The following is an 18,591-nucleotide window of genomic DNA, read 5'->3' as shown; positions in this document are numbered from 1 at the left end:
CGGCCCTCGTATTTTTGCCTTACTCTTTGCGCTCTACCCGGTAATTGACGTACTTGCCTCTCGTATCTGCCAGAAGCACCGTTGCATCATAGGTTTTGCCTGTCTTTTCGGAATAGAGGCCCTTGACCTTTGCCTTACCGTTTTTGAGCAGAGCAGCGGCGATCTTCGGTGTGAACGCCTTTTTGCGCTGCTCAAAGAAGCGGTCATTCTTCCACATCACGAACTGACAGCTACGATTCCCGCAGTAGAAGTTTTTCTTGCCCTCATAGACGTTTTCACTGCACCGGGGACACTTGCCGATAATAACCCGTTCCGACTGGAACAGGTTTTGCTTATCTGCACTGATACAAGAATAGGTCTTGACCAGCTGGCGCACCTGCGCTTCAATTTCGGCCATGAACTCGTCCGCGTCTGCGTTGCCCTTGGCAATCTCGGTCAGGCGGTTTTCCCATTCGGCGGTCAGGACGGGAGAGGTCAGGCTTTCCGGCAGAACCACCGCCAGATTGATGCCGTCCTTGGTGGGGACAAGCTGTTTGCCCTTGCGCTGCACAAAGCCCATTTGCACCAGCTTTTCCAGAATCGCCGCACGGGTGGCCGGAGTACCCAGCCCCTTGCGTTCCGCTTCCTCCGGCATATCCTCGGCCCCGGCCCGCTCCATTGCTGACAGGAGCGTATCTTCGGTGTAGGCTTTCGGCGGGGATGTGAAATGTTCCAAAATGTCAGTTGTCACGGAAAAGTTCTGTCCCTCGGCCAGTTCCGGCAGTGCGTTCAAAACTTCTTCCTCGGTATCGGCTTTCAGGGTGGCGCGGAACCGCTGGTCGATTTCTTTCCAACCGGGAATAAGCACCGTCTTTCCCTTGGCGGTGAACTCGTTCCCGGCGCAGGAGAACACGGCGGCCACGGTTTCGTATTCATGGGGTACAGCCACGGCGCAGAGCAGCTTGGCGCAGACAAGGTTCATCAGCTTGCACTCACTTTCCGCAAGGCCGGTGAAGCCCTGTTTTACAAATTCAGCAGTGGGAATGATGGCGTGGTGGTCCGATACCTTTTTGCTGTTCAGTACCCGGCCCACTTCCGCAGTCAGCACAAGTCCTTGGGCAAAGGGCAGCAGCCCCAGCAGATCAGACACAAGATGTTGTACCGTCTGGCCCATGTCCTCGGTCAGATATTGGCTGTCCGTGCGGGGATAGGTCAGCAGTTTCTTTTCATAAAGCTGCTGGGCATAGTCAAGGGTCTGCTTTGCCGTGAAGCCGAACAGGCGGTTTGCCTCCCGCTGCAAGGTAGTCAGGTCATAAAGTTTGGGCGGCTGTTCCGCCTTTTTCTCTCGCCGAATGGACGTGCAGACTGCATTTGCACCTGTGCATTTTTCTTTGAGAGAATTTGCGGTTTCTGCATCCGCAATGCGCCCACTGTCTGCTTTCAGACTGCCGGACTGGATGCCGACTGTGTAATACCTTTCTTTCTGGAAGCGCAGGATTTTTGCATCCCGGTCCACCAGCATTTTCAATGTCGGGGTCTGTACGCGGCCCACGGTCAGAGTCTTGTGGTACAGCACCGAAAACAGCCGCGTTGCATTGATACCCACCAGCCAATCCGCCTTTGCACGGCAGAGGGCCGATTGATACAGAGCATCATAATCCGAATCCGGGCGCAGGTTTGCAAAGCCCTCCCGGATAGCGGCATCCTCCATGCTGGAAATCCAGAGCCGCTTTACGGGTTTTGTGCAGCCGGCCATTTGGTAGACGAAACGGAAAATCAGTTCTCCCTCCCGGCCTGCATCGGTCGCGGCGGTCACACTGTCCACATCCGGGCGGTTGAGCAGGGCACGCAGAACTTCAAACTGCTGTTTCTTTTCGTCCGGGACAATGAACTGCCACGGCTGGGGCAGGATGGGCAAATCTTCATACTTCCACTTGCAGTATTTTTCATCGTACTGGCCCGCCTCGGCAAAGGACACCAGATGCCCGATGCACCAGCTGACCAAATAACCACCGCCCTGCCAATAGCCGGTTTGCTTTTCAGTGGCCCCGATCACGGCGGCAATGCTGCGGGCCACACTGGGTTTTTCGGCGATCACCAGCTGAAAGCTCATGTTTCGTCCTCCTGTCCGTCCTCCGAATGAATCTCGATTTCAGCCGGTTCCTCGTCTGCATCCTCGTCCTCGCCAAAATCGTATTCGTCCAGATCATCGTGCCCGGTGGTATCGGCCTTGGGCTTGCGGAACTTGAAATAATAGAGGGCCGCGCCGCCGCCCGCCAGAGCCAGCACCAGCAGGATCATCAGACTGCCCATGTTGGACTTGGGCTTTTCCTGCGGCGTTTCGGTGTCGGTTTTCACCGCTTCCGGGGCCGTGCAGTTGCGCAGGCTCTTTTCACACAAGGGGCAGTTTTCGTTGACGTTTCCGGCCTCACATTTCACGGTGCAGGTGCAGACCTCGGCGGTCTGCGGTTCTTCATCCAGCAGAGCCAGCAAGTCGGCATCGTCCACTTGGTTCAGAAAGTGGACAGAAGTTTCCTTGTCCTCGTTGGCGCGGTCAATCAGGATGTAAAAATAATTCCCGGCCTTGGTGGTCACGGTGATAAGCTGCTTGTCGCCGTAAAAATCATCCACCAGTGTTGCGTTGCCTTTGGGCGTGATGGACACGCCCTCCGGCTCCATGCCGCCCGTAGTCGGTTCTTCCTCGGCAATTTCTGGCAGAGGTTCCGGGGCAGGGTCAGTGCCGCTTGCAAAAACAGGCATGGAGAACGAACAGAGGCAGAGCAGGATAGCCAGCAGTCCGGCAGCGAAGCGGTTCCAGTTGTCAGGTTTCATCGGCGGCATCCTCCTGTTTGTGGTACGGGGTGGCGGTGGGTGCAGCATTCAACGCACCGCTGCGCAGGAAGGCCGCGAACTCGTCCGGCTTCATGTTCATGCTGCGCACCAGCTGAATGATCTGCAGGTTTTCCTGTTCAGTCTTTGCAGATTCCAGTTCTTTCAACTGCTGCTGGTATTCGCTGATTTTTTCTTTGAGCCGTTCGATGTCGCGCTCAATGCGGGAAAGTCTTTTTGCCATACAAAATCCTTTCTGGCGTCACGGTAAACGCCCATAGCTGTAAAAATGTTCCTGCCAATATTTTGAGTTGAGGTTTGTGTAAGAGATAGGGTCGCCGCAGTGCAGCATGATGGAATTGCCTACATAGATACCGCAATGGCTCACGCCGGGGGTATCGTAGGTTCCCTTGAAAAACACAAGGTCGCCCGGTTTGACCTGCGCCGTCGAAACAGGAGTACAGAGGTTGTAAAGGCCCTGTGCGGTCTGGCGGCCCACGTTCCAGCCGGAGTGATTCAGCACCCACGAAATGTAGCCGCTGCAATCAAAGCTGGTGCTGGGCGAACTGCCGCCCCACACATACGGGTAGCCGATGTACTTCGTGGCTTCCTCCATCATGGCGGCAAACCTATCATCCTTTAGTGCTTCCGGGGGAATATCGTAGTAGGTGGGCTGCTTGATGGTGGACGCATTGGGGTACTGTGCCTGCCCGAACAAATCCGGCCGGTTACCCAGCGTGCGCATATAGAGCGAATAGGCACTAAGCTGTTCTTCGGTCAGCACTTCCACGGGTAGGTGGGACAAATCCTTGTTCTTCAGCTTGACCGTGCAGATGTAGTATTCATACGGTTCTTGGTAGGTGATAACCTGCGGCACACCATACGGGCCAATAATGACCATCATTTTTGTACGGTAACGTATCTGCATGGTCACAGTCTCGGTCAGGATATATTGCTTTTCAAAGAGCATTTCAAGTTCGCCCTGCACCTCGGCCAATGTAAAAACGCCATCATGGAGCGCGGACAAAATCGAGATCAGCACATAGGGGTCATGCTCGATTTCATCCAGATAAAAATGGTATTCATCGTAGTTGTGGGTGGCCTCGTAGGTGTCGAGATACCGTTGCAGTTTTTGTTCCAGCTTGGCGTAGGCTTTCTCTGCACCCAGCATATCCTTGTCCTTGGAAAAGTAAGAGGATGCCGTCACGCCGGTTCCAGCGGTGCCCGCCATCACCGTGCAGGACTGCAAGCCCGTTATCAAGAGCAGAGCCAGCAGACCGAACACCGCCACGATCAGAATGGTTTTCCAGTTCTGGGCAGCAAATTCGGCTACCCGTTCGCCGCCTTCGGCTGCCAGCTTTGTTACCCGGAAACCATTTTCTGCGGTAGTGGCTGCACCCTGTGCGGCGGCTTGTCCGGCCTGCCGTGCAGCTTTGGCGTACTGTTGCTTTATACGCTGTTTCTGCCACATCCGGGAAATGGGATTGCTGGCGGACTGCGCAAGTTGCGGATTGTCCCGCAAAGATTTCTGATAGAAATACTCCGCGTTGGCCGAACGCAATTCCCGTTCTGCCGTTTCCACGGCCCTGTAAGGCTTCATCTTGTGGTGCCGGATGCCGCTGCGGATGACCTTGGCGGTCTGATGCTCCACCAGTTCTTCACCCTTGTGGCCACCCTCCACGCCCACATTTTCGTGTTCGACTTCATGGATTTTTCCGTGAGCGAACAGCAACGCTTCCGACAGTGGGCGGCTGGCCGGGTTTGGTTTCAGGCTGGGCGGGCCTTTGTCCTGCTGCTCAAAGCGCAGGGTGGATTTTGTCTTGCCGTTGGCAGCATCGTAGACTTTTTCCTTGACCGGGACACGCTTTTTGGGCAGAGCAGCGCGGGCTGCATCCAGTTTGTCGGCTTTCGCTCCCGCCTTTTGGATATACGGCTGCAACGCCGGGTCTGCCTGTTCTTCCTCGGTCAATTCCAAACGGGCAGCGGAACGGTGCAGGCCATCTTCACTCTCGGCGGTTTCCGCAGCTTGTTTAGCTTTTTTCTTTGCCTTGTGCTTGTCCTTTACGTCCTCGGCCCGTTCCAGAATTTTTTCGGCCTTGCCCTCGGCATCCGTGGAGTAGTCCTGTTCCGTTTCCCGACTGGAAACATTTTCTACAGTGCCGTCCGCTTGATTTTCCACCACCAGACCGTCACGGGTCATGGTCTGGGTGACTTTGGCTTTTGCCTGCAATTCTTTCAAAGTTCTTCACCTCCCATCGGACAGCGGCCCGTTTCAATGTCCGCAATGTATTTGAGAATCGGGAACACCTGCGGCGGCGAAACTGCATTGCCCAGTGTTTTCATCCGCTTGCTGCGGTTCGGCACATCCTCGGTCAGGCGCGGGATGTCGGCAGGTTCTTTGTCCCAAAGGGAATGTCCGTCCATTTGCGCGGGAAACCCATCAGCCACTCTACCCAGTCCGGGTTGAGGTAGGGCTTTTCCAGCGTGGTGGGGGTCATGCGGTAGACCACATGGGAAAGCCGCGCCGTCCACGCCTTGCCATCCTTGTTCATCTTGCGGTAACTGCCATTCGCAGAGATTTGGATGTCCAGCCCCTTGCCCACATCCCCGGTGTCGCTGGCAAGGGGTGTGGGAAGCAGCGGAGCCGATGATGAATACCCGTTTCCGTTCGTGCCACGCGCCAACGGCAGCAGCAGGTAATACGAAAACCCGAACATCGTAACCTGCCTGCTCCAAGTCAATGAGCGTTTTGTCGAGCCCCATACGGAGGAAGCCAGCAACATTTTCTCCAAGCACCCAACGGGGCTGCAATTCCCGGATAACGCGCAGCATTTTGGGCCACAAATAGCGTTCATCGTAGAAGCCGCGCTGCCGCCCTGCGGTGGAGAACGGCTGGCACGGGAAGCCGCCTGAAATGAGGGTGACGGTGTGAAGTCCTGTTTTTTCAAAGAAAGCCTCCTTTGTTACGGTGGTGATGTCCTGAAAACGGGGCACTTCCGGCCAGTGGCTTGCCAGCACAGCGGCGGGAAATGCCGCCCACTCGCATTGGCAGACCGAAGTGAAACCCGCCGCTTCTGCGGCAAGGTCAATGCCGCCGATGCCGGAAAACAAACTGAAATGCGTTAGGCTCATAGCTCCACCACCTCGTTGAGCCGGGTGGTCATAATTTTATAGAGCTGGGTGTTTTTCGGAATGGGATTGGAAAACGGCAGCACCACATTTTCAAAGATCAGCAGTCCTTCGCCCGGTTCGGAATTGTCGATGTACTTCTGCTGGTCTGCGGAGAGGTTTAGCCGTTCCGACAGGATTTTGCGGTCGCCGGATGCCTGATTCAGCAGCGTGATGAAGTCGCTGTTTTCCAGAATGTTCTCGATCTCCGGCGAAGAAAGAAGGTCCTTCACATTCTGGGTGGCGCCCGTGGGCACACCGCCCCATTTGCGGAAGCGTTTCCAAATCTCGGCACTGTACGCGGCGGTCTGTTCCTCTTTCAGCAAAAGGTGGAACTCGTCTGCAAAATACCATGTGGCCCGGCCTTGGCTGCGGTTCTGGGTGACGCGGCCCCATATCTGGTCTTGGATAATGAGCATCCCTAATTTTTTTAACTGCTTGCCTAACTCTTTGATGTCAAAGGCCACGAGCCGGTTGTGGATGTCCACATTCGTTTTGTGGTTAAACACATTCAGCGAGCCGGACACATACAGATCTAATGCCTGCGCTACCCGGTCCGACTCCGGCAAGTGCTGGTCGAGCAGGGCTTGGTGGAGGTCAGACAAAATCGGCATATTCTCCGGGCAGGGATTCGCCAGATAGGGGCGGTAGATGGCTTTCACGGCACGGTCTATCACGGTGCGTTCAATCGCTTCCAGACCTGTTTTGCCGCCCATAACCAGTTCACAGAACGACAGCACAAAATCCGATTTCAAAGCCAGCGGGCTATCATCCTCGGAGTAGTTCAGGTTGATGTCCAGAGGATTCACATAGTCCTTGCTGGTGGGCGAAAGTTTGATGACCTGCCCATGCAGCCGCTTGACCAGCGGATAATACTCGGCCTCTGGGTCTGAAATAAAAATATCGTCAGCAGTCGTTAAAAACACACTGACGATTTCGGACTTGCAGCTCATGGATTTGCCGCTGCCGGGCGTGCCCAGCTTCAAGCCGTTGGGACACCGGGCCTGCTTGCGGTCCAGCATGATCATGTTGTGGGATTTTGCGTTGATGCCGTAGTACATGGCTGCCCCGCTCTGGAAAAGTTCCTGCGTCACAAAGGGCACGAACACCGCCACGTTGGAGGTGGTAAGGCTGCGCTGAATCTTTATCTGGTTGATGCCCAGCGGCAGGCTGGACACAAGGCCCTGTTCCTGCTGGTAGTCCAGCCGGACAAGCGAGCAGTTATACTTCTGTGCCACACCTGCGGCTTGGAACACATCGTTGCCCAGCTTTTGCTTGGTGTCGGCCACATTCAGCACAAGAAAGGTCAGCATGAAAAGCCGTTCGTTCCGGGTCTGCAATTTGTTCAGCAGCTTTTTGGCGTCCTCGCCGTAAGTGGCAAGGTCGCTGGGCAGGATGTCCATGTCGTACCCGGAACGGACAGCCTTTTTCTGCTCCTGAATCTTCATGGCGTCAAGGTCTGTGATCTTCCGCTTGATGGTTTTGATGGCCTCGGTCTGGTCGATGGCCTGCACATGGAGATTGACGAGAATGCCGCTTTCCGTTTTGAGAAAATCGGCCAGCATTTCATCCGAAAGTTCCGGCGCAAGGATTTGTAAAAAGCTCACAGCTCCATATTTGCCGCCCAGTCCAAAAGTCTTGGCCGTGCCGAAGCAGAGGGAGGACGGGGCCACAAAATCCTTAGTGGACAGGCCGGAGGGCGCCAGCCAGTCCCAGTCAAAGCGGAACGGTTCCCCGTCCGGGTGGAAGATGCCGTGCAGCACCTCCAAACGCGCCTGTCCGTCCATGACATGCGCCACGCAGCCCATGGTCTTGAAATAGCCCAGCAGGTCAAGACCAATGCGGGTCAGCCGCGCCCGTGCGGTTTTTAGATTGTCTGCCTCGATGGTGAAGGTCAGGTACTTGGTTTTGACAATGCCGTTGTTTCCGCTGGCAAGCTGCTTTTGCAGGATGGCGGTGTACTCGGCGCGGATGTCGTCAAAATCATCCCCCTGCGGTGCGATCTCAAAACTTTTTGCGTACTGCACCGGGTCAACCTTGCGATTGAGAAACGAAAGCTGCACATGGATGGAGGCATCCACATAGTTGTACAGGTCGCACAGGTGTTCAAAGATGGCGGTCCTCGTTTCCGGCTGGGCCAGCTGATAGCTGATGTCCTCAAAGGCAATGCACTTGGAGAATGTGCGTCGGTCAATGCGGCACACACCGTCCGGGTAGATGGCTTCATACGGGATGGTGGCCTGTGCCGTGCGGGGCTTGCCATCACCCTTGTACTTGCGGAGAACAGCATCAATTTCTTTTTTCTGGGCGCGGGTGAGCTTTTTGGGCTTTTCGGTCTCGCGGGGTGTCGTTTTTCTGGACAATGGCCTTTACCTCCTGTTCCATTTGGTATTGCCGCACAAGGGCGGCGTAAGCATTGTTGGTCTGATAGGGCCTTTCCTTGGGGCGCAGGAAACAGCACTGAATCATTTGCTGAATCACCACTTCAAGGGGCTGGCCGTGCCGCTCGAACAGAGCGAACAGCAGCCCCGGCAGCATGGCAAAAATCATCAGCAGGGCCGCTGCACTGTTGGAAAGATAGTTCCGGGCCAAAAAATAAAGCGGTCCGCCCGTTAAAAGCGCACCGCCGAAGCAGACCAGCTGCCGCTTGGTCAGCCCGAATAAGACTTTGGATTTTACATGGGTCAAATCTTTGGGAACGGTCACATACGCCATTCAAACGCTCCTTTCTCAATGGGCACCAAACACCGATTTGCTGATGCTGCCGGTCTTGAATAGACAGAAACAGAGCAGAACGGTATAGCCCATGCAACCCCAGATAGCCCCGGCAATGTCCGCCGCGCCCGAAATATTGCGTATCAGCACCGCATAGATGCCCACGACAATCATAATCAGGAACGCTTGGAAACCCAGTGCCAGCAAAGACTTCAAGTAGTTCTGCCCGGTGCTGCGCCACTCGTTGCTGCCCATGGTCGCCAGCGGGATGGGGCCTAACGCCGTGACCACATAAATTTCAATCATACGGCCATAGGTTACAAGGAAAATGCAGATAGACAGGATGTTCATGGTCAGGCCCACCACAAGGGTCTGGAACCACAGGCTGAGCAGACTGCCGATGGTCATGCTTTCTAGCTGAAATTCCAGTCCGGGTATCAGGCGGTCAAAGTGGATGGATGTTTCGCCAATGATAACGCCGGAACTTTGGTTGACAACGCTCTGGGTGGCATCGAACACACCCATAACGATATTCCATGTGTTGCTGACTATGAGGATGGCAAAGGCAGACTTGAAAATCCAGCGGAAGAACATGGAAGTATCGAAGTCGTGCATATTGTTCTTTTCGGTAATCATCTGGATAAGCTCATGGCACATCACAAGGGCAAGGATGGCCGCTGCAATGGGCAGTACTACCGTTTCGGAAAGACTGCGCAGCATATTGAAAATGCCGCTGTTCCATGCCTGCGGGGTAGAACCAACGTCCGAAGCGATTTCGCCCACCTTGGCGTTCACGTTGTCGAACAGGCCGGAGAGGTTGCCCGTGATGCCATCTATCAAAATGCCTTTTATCCATTTCTCGATGATCTCACTAATCAAGCAAAGATACCTCCTTTCCCGCGCCCTCCCATGTGAGAGGGAGAGCGCGGAGTAGGATTTTAGGTGTTAGTTGTTCGGAAAATTGTGGGCAGCAATACAGGGCTTAACCCAGCAGCCCGGACAGCAGCGGGACAAGGGTCACGCCGATCAAGGCAACGCCGCCGCCCGCGACCAGCTGCTTCACGCCCTGGCTCTTGCTGCCGGGGTTATCCTGTCCATAGCCCTCCAACAGGTTGATGCCACCCCAGACACACAGGGCACCGCCCAGACCGACCACAATCGTCTGCAAAGTATCAACTGCGCTGTTGAAAAATTCCATAAGGTCCTCACTTTCTGCCGCTTGTTCTGCGGCACTCAAAAATTTTTTCAAAAAATGCCGCCTCATTCGGCGGCTGCATCTTCATCCGACAGGTCGATTTCGTACAGGTCAAAACTTTCGTCCTGTGCGACTACCTGCTGCCGTTTCCGGCGCAGGGTGGATAAGAACCTGTCCACCTCAAAGGTATTCTTTTTGTCCGCGTCCGCAAGGTACTTGTAGTGTGGGTGCTTTGTAATGTCGAACTTCTCCGAGAAGAACGGCCTCACGCCCCGCAGCTGCAAAATGCACCTGCCGCCGTCCATGATTGCGATTTCGTCCTCTGACATCAACGCCTTTCCTAATTTTTGATAGTTCAGTCCGTGGGAGGTTTGAGAACCCCGGTTTTCGCTGGTGTTGAAACTGTCGATGGTTTCTTTCCCCAGCGCATCGGAGATCTCTTTGGCATTCTTTCCCCGCCCACTCAAAAAGAGAACAGAATCGCAGTTGTCCGAAATGATTTCGGCCGCATCCTTGTAGATGGCTTTTAGCTGCGACTGGCTCTGCAAAATGATGGATGCCGAGATTTCCCGGCTGCGGATGGTGGCGATCAGCTTGTCGAAGTTGGGAATCTGCCCGATGTTGGCGAACTCGTCCAGAATCAGCCGCACATGGACAGGCAGCCGACCGCCGTATTTATCATCCGCACGGTCACACAGCAGGTTGATAAGCTGGCTTTGGAGCATGGCAAGAATGAAGTTGAAGGTGGTGTCCGTGTCGCTCATAATCAAAAACAGCACGGTCTTTTCATCCCCGATGGTGTCCAGCTCCATTTCATCGTTCTCCATCAGCTCCCGCACCTCCCGGATGTCAAATGGGGCTAAACGGGCACCACAGCTTATCAGGATGGAAGAACGGGTCTTGCCCGCCGACAGCAAAAACTTTTTGTACTGCCGGACGGCGAAGTGGTCCGGGTCTTTCTGTTCCAGCCGTTCAAACATGAGGTCCACTGGGCTTTGAAACTCCGGGTCGTCCTCGCGGGCTTCACTGGCATTTATCATTTCCAGCAGGGTGGTGAAGTTCATTTCTTCTGCCGGGGCCTCATACCAGATGTAGCCGATAAGCGCAGTGTAGAACAGCCGTTCCGACTTCACCCAAAAATCTTCTGCTGATTTTTCACCCTCGCCCTTGGTGTTAGCGATAAGGGTATTTACCAGCTTCAGCACGTCTTTTTCCGAGTGGATGTAGACAAAGGGGTTGTACTTCATGGACTTGGAAAAGTTTATCGTGTTCAGGATTTTCACCCGGTAGCCTGCCCGCTGGAACATTTGGCCCGTTTCCAGAATCAGTGTGCCTTTCGGGTCTGTGACCACGAATGAGGTGGGATAGTCGGAAGTGGGAAAGCATTGCATGAGGTTGGGCTTCACATAGAAGCGGGTCTTGCCGCTGCCGGAGCCGCCGATCACCAGCACATTCTTGTTCCGGGCTGTTTTGGGGTCTTTGGGCCGCCCGGTCATGGTCAGGCGTTCGGTCTGGGTCAGCAGGATGTTGTTTTCAAACTTGGGGTCGATGTACGGGGCAATGTCTTTGGCGGTGCCCCACCGGGCAGAACCGTATTCCTCGCCCTTGCGGTACTTCTTGGCGTTCTTGCCCTTGCTGTACACGATGAGCCGGACAGCCACCGCCCCGGTAACGCCCACGCAGAGGTCAAACGGATGCAGACTGGGCAGCGGGTTTGCAAAGGCGGCGGAGATACCGTCTGTCAGGTGGAGCAGCTTTGCCGAAGCATCCACGCCCGCCGACAGACGGTACGTCTGCCCGCATTTGGCGAACAGGTACACGAACAGCAGATACGGCAGATTCAGCAACAGTAGTTTTTTCAGTTCAGGCTTCATCGCTCTAACCCCCTTTGTTTGATTTTTTCCTTCGCACGTTTCGGCTGCTGGGCGGCTTTCTGCTTGGCTGCGGTCAGCACTTTACGGATGGATGGCCGCTGCTCTTTGGAGAGCGTTTTGGCCGTGAACTCCCGGAACGCCTGTTCCAGATTGTCCGCATCCTTGGCCTTGAAGATCACGATGTAGTGGGGCGGCTGGGTGGTCTTGTCCTTGCGTAAGGTGAAGTCCACGCCGTACTTCTTGGCACATGGCTTGAACGCCCCGATGCTCGCCTCCGTGACTTCAATGTTGGTCAGGGATGCACCGTAGGCTTTCAGCTGTTTCAGGCTTTGCTTGCCGTGATGCAGCTTTGGCCCCTTGGCCCGGTGCTGCAAGTATTTTTTCAGCGCAGCTTGCAGGGCTTGGGAGGTGAGTTTGCCCGTTTTCATGGACAGGGCAATGGTTTTCTGGGTGACTTCTTCCTGCAATATGAATCCCTCCTTGTTGCAGAAAATTCAGAGCGGCAGCTAGGGTGGAACCACCAGCCGCCGCAGGTAAAGGGCTCTCATGGGTGGACGCTCCTTTCGGTCAGTTGTTGGGCGGGCGGCCCCAATCGGGCTGCGCCATATCGTGCGCCACAAGGGACGCATAGTAGCTGTTGATGGTGCTGGGGGCGTTGAACAGCATGGCCCGCAGGTATTGCTTGATGTTACGGACTTTGGTGGTGTTATCCCGCAGGCAGTCCATGACGAACTCAATGTGATGGCTGTCCAGTTTCAGGAACTTGGCCTTGACCAGCTCTGCCGGATAATCGTCCCCGGCAACCCGGATGGACTTGCGGCTGGTACAGACAGTTTCCAGCAGGATGTCCACGATCTCGTCCAGTTGTTCCCGGTCTATCCGGGGATTCTGGATGAGGGTGTCATACTCGATGTTCTCCAAAATCAGGTCCCTGTAGATTTGATAGGCCGCTTCCTTTCGGTTTTCCGTCCGTTCCGGCGGCGGTGCCGCTGCCTTGTCCTCGTCCAAAGGCAAGGGGTTTGGGGAATGGATAGGAATGGAATCGGTATTTAATCCCTCTTTCTTTTGTTTTTCTGTAATTAGTTTATCTTTATTTAATTGCATTGGATTTTCCAACGTAGGGTTTTCCTGCGTGGGATTCTCCAACGTTGGATTTTCCAATGTAGGTGAAACCGATGCAGGAACAGGCTGCGGCAGCTCGAAGATTACATAGTCTGAACCGCGCAGCCGCCCTTTCTCGTCCCGTTCTCTGGAACGCTGGATGTAGCCTGCCTGTTCCAGTTCCCGGATGGCCTGCCGTATCGCGTCAATGCTTTCCCGGTTGATACGGGCCAGCCCTTGCAGGGTGTAGTCCCAATCTTCCGGCAGGGAGAGCATTTGGGAGAGTAAGCCCTTAGCTTTCAGGGACAAGGCCCGGTTCCGCAGGTGGTGGTTTGACATGACCGTGTAGCCGCTGTTCTTTTCTACACGAAAAACTGCCATTTCACGGATGCCTCCTTTCTGTTTTTGGGCAAAGAAAAAGCCGCAGGCTTTTTGTGAAAGTCTGCGGCTATGCCGATTGTTAGATATTCAATTCTTTGTGTTTCCGCACTCCATATCAATTACCACCGAAACAGTAATGTGATTTTCAATGCGTTTGTTGCGGAGTTTATCGCCCTCGCCATCGAACACAACGTGACGAGAAAATAACGTAAAACGGAGGATTTCTACTAGATTTCTCTTTGTAGCGAAACTATCGCTTCGACGTGCCTTGTCCTTGGGAACAAATCCACGGGCTGAACCTTTTCCAGCGTATACCCCTGTTCACACAGGAACTTAGCATCGCGGGCGGCGGTGGAGGGGTTGCAGCTGACCATGACGAGGGTGCGTGGGGCCATCTGGACAATGGCAGTCAGGGTGGCGTTATCGCAGCCTTTGCGCGGGGGGTCCACCACGATCACATCGGGGTGGGCACCCTCGCTGGCAAGGCGGGTCGCGGCTTCGCCGGCGTCCATGCAGTAAAAATCGGCTTCCTCCGGGGGCAGGCCAAGATGCGCAGCAACGGTTTTGGCACCTTCCACTGCCTGCGGCACAACCTCAACGCCGACCAGGCGGCGGCAGTGCGGCTTCATCGAAAGGCCAATGGTGCCCATACCGCAGTAAAGGTCCAGCAAAAAGTCATCCGGCTGCAGCCGGGCAAACTCTTTCGCCTTGGCGTATAGCAGCTCGGCAGCGGGGGTGTTGACCTGATAAAACTCGTGCACACCCATCTGGATGGGCACTCCGGCCAAAGTATCCTCAATCACGCCGGGGCCAAGCACGGTGCGGGTATCCCGCCCTAAAATCACGTTGGTGCGGGCGGTATTGCGGTTGATCAGCACGGTGGTCAGCTGGAACTCCTGCTGCAAGGTGCGGCAGATCTCGGCTTCGTTGGGCAGGCCGTTGCCGTTTACCACAAAGCACAGCAGGCGCTGACCGCTGTGCCAGCCCTGGCGCATATACAAATGGCGCACGCGGCCCTTGCCGGTTTCCTCGTCATAGGGGGCAATGCCGTTGGCTTCCAGTAACGCACAAGCCCGGCGGGCCAGGGCGTTCATCCACTCCGGCTGCAATTTGCAATCGGGGCAGGGGACGATACGGTGGGTGCGCCCGGCGTAAAAACCAGTTACGACATGGCCATCGGCATCCAGCCCAACGGGCAGCTGGACCTTATTGCGGTAGTGTGCGGTGTGGTCCGTCAGGGCGAGAACGGGCGAAAACTCAAAGCTGCTTACATCAAAGCCGCCAAGGCGGGCAAAAGCATCCCGCACAAAGCCGGTTTTCGCCTCGCATTCCGTAGCATAGCTCAAATGGCGCAGGCCACAGCCGCCGCAGGGAGTGCACACGGCACAATCCGGCGCAACGCGGCCGGGGCCGGGGGCTAAAATCGCGTCAATGCGGCCGAAAGCATAGCTTTTCAATGCCTTTACAATGCGGCAGCGGATCACATCCCCCGGTGCCGCGCCGGGCACAAAAACGGCCTGCCCTTCCACATGGGCAACGCCGCTGCCATCGCTGGAAAGGTTTTCAATCGTGGTTTCAAAAATCTGATTTTTCTTCAAAGACATGGTTTGCTCCGTTTGCTCTAATGTTATGGCAAATATATCAGTCTGTCGGTAAAAACTGAGCGGCAGCACCAAAAAGCAAGGTGCTGCCGTATGGTGGGACATTGTGTGAAAATGGCTTATACCAGCCCCAGCTGCGGGTCTTTTTCCAGCGCGGCAAGGTACTTGCTGGGGGGAACGCCTTTGACCTTTTTGAACACGCGGGAAAAATAGAACTGGTCAAAAAAGCCGACGGAGACCGCGATTTCGGCGATGGAAAGCCCGGTGTTTTTCAGCAGGGAACACGCTTCGCTGATGCGGTAGCCCGTTAAATAGTCAATCGGGCTTTGGCCTACATTGGACATGAACACGCGGTAAAGATGGCTGCGGCTGACCCCAACCGCCTTGGCGATGTCATCTACCGAAATATCATGGGAATAGTTGAACTGAATATACTTGATAGCGGCCAACACATACTGGCTGCTGGAAGACGGCGTGTTGGGCATGGCTTCGCGCGCTTCCTTCATCAGCTGGGCCATGAACAGGTACAGGTAGCCGGTCATCAGGGCTTCGCACTGCGGTTCCGGGCCGCGGGCCAGGTAGATATTATAAATGGTTTCACGGGTGCTTTGGGGGTCTTTGCAGTGGTGCACGGGCTGCACATCGCTGAACGGGGTCTGCTGCACCAGCTTGTTGGCGCAGGCACCGTTAAAGCCGACCCAGTAATATTCCCACGGGTCGGTTTCATCTGCCGCATAGGTGATGAGCTGGTTGGGTTTGGCGAGGAAGAGATCACCCTCCTGCAAATTATAGGCAGCGCCGTTGACCTGATACACACCTTTGCCCGCAACAACAAGATGGATCAGGTAATGGTCACGCACACCGGGGCCCCAGGTGTGGCCCGGCTGGCAGTATTCGTGGCCACAATTAAAAATGGAAAGCTCTACATTATCGGTATAGTTCTGCTTATAAGATTGCTTTGCGATGGTCGGCATACCAAATCCCTCACTCTTGCAAAATCTGGTTGTGGTTCGCCATTCTGCTCCCAAAACAGGGCCCACCGCAGCAGGCCGGAACAGGATGAAGCACATTTTTTACCATTATATCAGAAGATTCATCAAAAGTCCATAATCGCGTTGAAAAAAGATGTTTACATCCTGCTAAAATTTGTTATACTGAGTACAAGAAGCCGTGATACTGGCCTAAAATGCGCTGCATAGCTAAAAAGAACGCGCGGTTTTTGTGCATATTTTACAAGGGACAGCCAAACGAAGAAAGGTGTATGAACGATGGCAACGAGTGCGGAACTGAAACAAAATATCTTGAACGGCGGTTACGACCAGGCTTTTGCCAAGCTGTATGGGGCAGACACTGCTACTGTGGCAGCCCAGCGTGTCCGTTATGTGGATATGATCGACCATTTTGAAGAAAACTTTGGCACGGGCCGCACAGTGTGTTTGTACTCGGCACCCGGCCGCACCGAGATCGGCGGCAACCATACCGACCATAACAACGGCGTGGTGATTGCAGCTGCCGTAAACCTGGATATCATTGCTGTGGTTGCCAAGAATGACGAGAACGTTGTACGCGTGATTTCTCACGGCTTTGGTAAGATCGACGATGTGAATCTGCGCGACCTGACCCCGCAGCCCGTTGAAGCAGAGCACAGCGCCAGCCTGATCCGCGGCGTGGCTGCCGGCATTGTGAAAGACGGCGGCAAGGTGGGCGGCTTTGACTGTTACACCACCTCTGACGTTCTGGGCGGTTCCGGTTTGTCCAGCTCGGCTGCCTTTGAGGTGTGCATGGGTGCTATCTTCCGCGGCGAGTACAACGATAATGACATGAAGCGTTTCGACCAGGTCAAAAACGCCATGATCAGCCAGTATGCTGAGAATGTTTTCTTTGGCAAGCCCTGTGGCCTGATGGACCAGACCGCCTGCGCCGTGGGAAAGGTCATCACCATCGACTTTAAGGAAGTGGGCCATCCGGTCGTGCGCGAAGTTCCGTTTGATCTGGCAGCCAAGGGCTTTGCACTCTGCATCAGCGATACCAAGGGCAGCCACGCTGACCTGACCGATGATTATGCCGCTGTGCGCCGCGAGATGGAGAGCGTTGCCGAATTCTTTGGCAAAAAGGTTCTGCGCGATGTGGACGAGGAAACCTTCCTGAAAGCCATCCCCGAAGTGCGCAAAGTGACCGGCGACCGCGCCGTGGTGCGTGCCATCCATTTTTATAATGACAGCCGCCGCGCCGGGGAAATCTATGAAGCCATCAAGGCAGATGATTTTGACCGCTTCCTGCAGCTGATCATTGAGGGCGGCCATTCCAGCTTTGAGTTCAACCAGAACGCCTACAGCATCAAGAACCCGCAGGAGCAGGGCGTGCCTTTGGCATTGGCCATCAGCCAGAAGGTGCTGAACGGCCGCGGCGCATGGCGTTTGCAGGGCGGCGGCTTTGCCGGTACCATCCAGGCATTTGTTCCGCTGGCACTGCTGGAAACCTACAAGAACGCCATTGACGCTGTGTTTGGCGCGGGCAGTTGCCATGTGCTGAGCGTGCGCAATTACGGCGCTGTGATGGTTACGCCGGATATGTAAAGGCAACACCGCACAATTCCCGCCTTGCGGCTTAAGCACCGCTCCGGCAGCTGCGGCACGGCATCTGCGTTGCCAAAATGCTCGATAAGACATCCAGTATTATCTGCGCTTTTGGCTTGGCATCTGCCGCACCTCGCTCGCCGTATCGGCACTTAGAATTATGCGGTATTGCCTAAAACATTCGGAAAATACATAAAACAAAGGGATCGGCAGAAAATGCCGGTCCCTTTTCTGATAGCAGGCAGAATACAAAACGTGCAAACTTGCTTATTCGGCGTTTTTGCTGTACAGGATCGCCAGCCCCTTGAACAACAGGTCAGAATCATAAATCACCTTGCGGGTGCAGCAGGGCATGATGCAGGGGGCCAGGCCGCCGGTGGCAACCACGGTCAGCGGCTCGCCAAGTTCGGCTTCCACACGGGCAGCCAGGCCGTCCAGCATGGCTGCGGTGCCAAACATCACGCCGTTGTTCAGGCATTCCACCGTGTTGCGGCCAATCAGGTGATCCGGTGTTTCGGGCGAGATAGGCGGCAGCTGCGCTGTGCCGCTGCTGATGGCCCGCAGGCTGGTCTGCACGCCGGGCAGGATAAAACCACCCAGGAACGCCCGCTTGGAAGAAATGACATTATAGGTGGTGGCCGTGCCAAGGTCCACCGTCATGCAGGGCAGGGGATAGTGGGCGGCTGCGGCGGTGGCATCGGCAATGCGGTCCCGCCCCACGCGGTCCGGAGCGTCCACCGCAAAGGTCAGCCCGGTGTTCAGTGCAGGGCTGACCAGCATGGCTTTGCGCCCGGTCAGCCGGGTGCAGGCATCGGCCAGAACTTTGGTCAGGTCGGGCACCACGCTGCACACGATAACGCCCTCACAGGCTTCAGGGGTAACGCCAAGGCGGCCCAGCAGAAATTTCAGCTCGGCGGTGTATTCATCCCCGGTGCAGCGCGGGCGGGTGACCATGCGTGCGGTGAACAGCACCTTCATGCCATCCAGCCCGCCAATGCAGATGTTGCTGTTACCGATATCAACTGCAAGAATCATAGGGTAAAACCTCGTATCCTTGGCAACCCGGCAATGTTTCCCGTTCGATAGGCTTAGGGCAACACCGCACAATTCCCGCCGGAGCGGTGCTTAGAATTGTGCGGTATTGCCTTAGAATGATGCAGAATTGCCCTGTT

Annotated in this window: 16 protein-coding genes; 1 reads left to right on the top strand and 15 read right to left on the bottom strand. The window is 55.2% G+C overall.

What is annotated here, in order from left to right:
- Nucleotides 1–19 precede the first annotated feature (19 nt).
- From PG062_RS00965 to PG062_RS00900, 14 genes are all read right to left on the bottom strand, one after another.
- On the bottom strand, nucleotides 20–2,092 hold the full coding sequence (locus PG062_RS00965) for a DNA topoisomerase 3 (protein WP_270750644.1): 2,073 nt from the start codon (nucleotides 2,090–2,092) through the stop codon (nucleotides 20–22).
- Nucleotides 2,089–2,811 carry a DUF4366 domain-containing protein gene (locus PG062_RS00960; RefSeq protein WP_098922183.1) on the bottom strand — a complete coding sequence of 241 codons (723 nt, stop codon included), beginning with the start codon at nucleotides 2,809–2,811 and terminating at the stop codon, nucleotides 2,089–2,091. Before PG062_RS00960 ends, PG062_RS00965 begins: the two co-directional genes overlap by 4 nt.
- Entirely contained in the window at nucleotides 2,801–3,052 is a 252-nt protein-coding gene (locus PG062_RS00955) for a DUF4315 family protein (protein ID WP_015537333.1), read from the bottom strand. Before PG062_RS00955 ends, PG062_RS00960 begins: the two co-directional genes overlap by 11 nt.
- A gap of 18 nt (nucleotides 3,053–3,070) precedes the next feature.
- Nucleotides 3,071–5,047: a C40 family peptidase gene (locus PG062_RS00950; protein ID WP_270750635.1), complete on the bottom strand. Its 1,977-nt coding sequence runs from the start codon at nucleotides 5,045–5,047 to the stop codon at nucleotides 3,071–3,073.
- Nucleotides 5,044–5,940 carry a DNA cytosine methyltransferase gene (locus tag PG062_RS00945; protein ID WP_270750633.1) on the bottom strand — a complete coding sequence of 299 codons (897 nt, stop codon included), beginning with the start codon at nucleotides 5,938–5,940 and terminating at the stop codon, nucleotides 5,044–5,046. Before PG062_RS00945 ends, PG062_RS00950 begins: the two co-directional genes overlap by 4 nt.
- A complete protein-coding gene (locus PG062_RS00940) occupies nucleotides 5,937–8,339 on the bottom strand; it encodes a VirB4-like conjugal transfer ATPase, CD1110 family (protein ID WP_270750632.1) in 2,403 nt (800 codons plus the stop codon). Before PG062_RS00940 ends, PG062_RS00945 begins: the two co-directional genes overlap by 4 nt.
- On the bottom strand, nucleotides 8,266–8,691 hold the full coding sequence (locus tag PG062_RS00935; RefSeq protein WP_156072400.1) for a PrgI family protein: 426 nt from the start codon (nucleotides 8,689–8,691) through the stop codon (nucleotides 8,266–8,268). Before PG062_RS00935 ends, PG062_RS00940 begins: the two co-directional genes overlap by 74 nt.
- Nucleotides 8,692–8,706: 15 nt before the next feature.
- Nucleotides 8,707–9,570: a VirB6/TrbL-like conjugal transfer protein, CD1112 family gene (locus tag PG062_RS00930; protein ID WP_223383869.1), complete on the bottom strand. Its 864-nt coding sequence runs from the start codon at nucleotides 9,568–9,570 to the stop codon at nucleotides 8,707–8,709.
- A 103-nt stretch (nucleotides 9,571–9,673) separates the two neighbouring features.
- A complete protein-coding gene (locus tag PG062_RS00925) occupies nucleotides 9,674–9,889 on the bottom strand; it encodes a Maff2 family mobile element protein (protein WP_005922889.1) in 216 nt (71 codons plus the stop codon).
- Between the two features lie 62 nt (nucleotides 9,890–9,951).
- Nucleotides 9,952–11,760, bottom strand: coding sequence for a VirD4-like conjugal transfer protein, CD1115 family (locus PG062_RS00920; RefSeq protein WP_270750630.1), 1,809 nt, complete (start codon nucleotides 11,758–11,760; stop codon nucleotides 9,952–9,954).
- Nucleotides 11,757–12,227, bottom strand: a complete 471-nt coding sequence (locus PG062_RS00915; RefSeq protein WP_270750628.1) for a PcfB family protein — start codon at nucleotides 12,225–12,227, stop codon at nucleotides 11,757–11,759. The genes PG062_RS00920 and PG062_RS00915 overlap by 4 nt, the downstream gene beginning before the upstream one ends.
- A gap of 100 nt (nucleotides 12,228–12,327) precedes the next feature.
- Nucleotides 12,328–13,242, bottom strand: coding sequence for a DUF6017 domain-containing protein (locus PG062_RS00910; RefSeq protein ID WP_270750627.1), 915 nt, complete (start codon nucleotides 13,240–13,242; stop codon nucleotides 12,328–12,330).
- A 227-nt stretch (nucleotides 13,243–13,469) separates the two neighbouring features.
- Entirely contained in the window at nucleotides 13,470–14,846 is a 1,377-nt protein-coding gene (rlmD, locus tag PG062_RS00905; protein WP_270750626.1) for a 23S rRNA (uracil(1939)-C(5))-methyltransferase RlmD, read from the bottom strand.
- A gap of 116 nt (nucleotides 14,847–14,962) precedes the next feature.
- Nucleotides 14,963–15,817: an AraC family transcriptional regulator gene (locus PG062_RS00900; RefSeq protein WP_113999023.1), complete on the bottom strand. Its 855-nt coding sequence runs from the start codon at nucleotides 15,815–15,817 to the stop codon at nucleotides 14,963–14,965.
- Nucleotides 15,818–16,111: 294 nt separating this feature from the next.
- Here PG062_RS00900 and PG062_RS00895 point away from each other — a divergent pair, with 294 nt between their 5' ends.
- On the top strand, nucleotides 16,112–17,419 hold the full coding sequence (locus PG062_RS00895; RefSeq protein WP_113999024.1) for a galactokinase: 1,308 nt from the start codon (nucleotides 16,112–16,114) through the stop codon (nucleotides 17,417–17,419).
- Nucleotides 17,420–17,686: 267 nt separating this feature from the next.
- On the opposite strand, the gene PG062_RS00890 is transcribed toward PG062_RS00895, so the two are convergent.
- Nucleotides 17,687–18,454 (bottom strand): type III pantothenate kinase, encoded by a 768-nt coding sequence (locus PG062_RS00890; protein ID WP_270750625.1) that lies wholly within the window; start codon nucleotides 18,452–18,454, stop codon nucleotides 17,687–17,689.
- Nucleotides 18,455–18,591 lie beyond the last annotated feature (137 nt).

The sequence above is a fragment of the Gemmiger qucibialis genome (assembly GCF_027689445.1).
Taxonomy (GTDB): domain Bacteria; phylum Bacillota; class Clostridia; order Oscillospirales; family Ruminococcaceae; genus Gemmiger; species Gemmiger qucibialis.
This window is presented reverse-complemented; position numbering and strand designations above follow the sequence as displayed.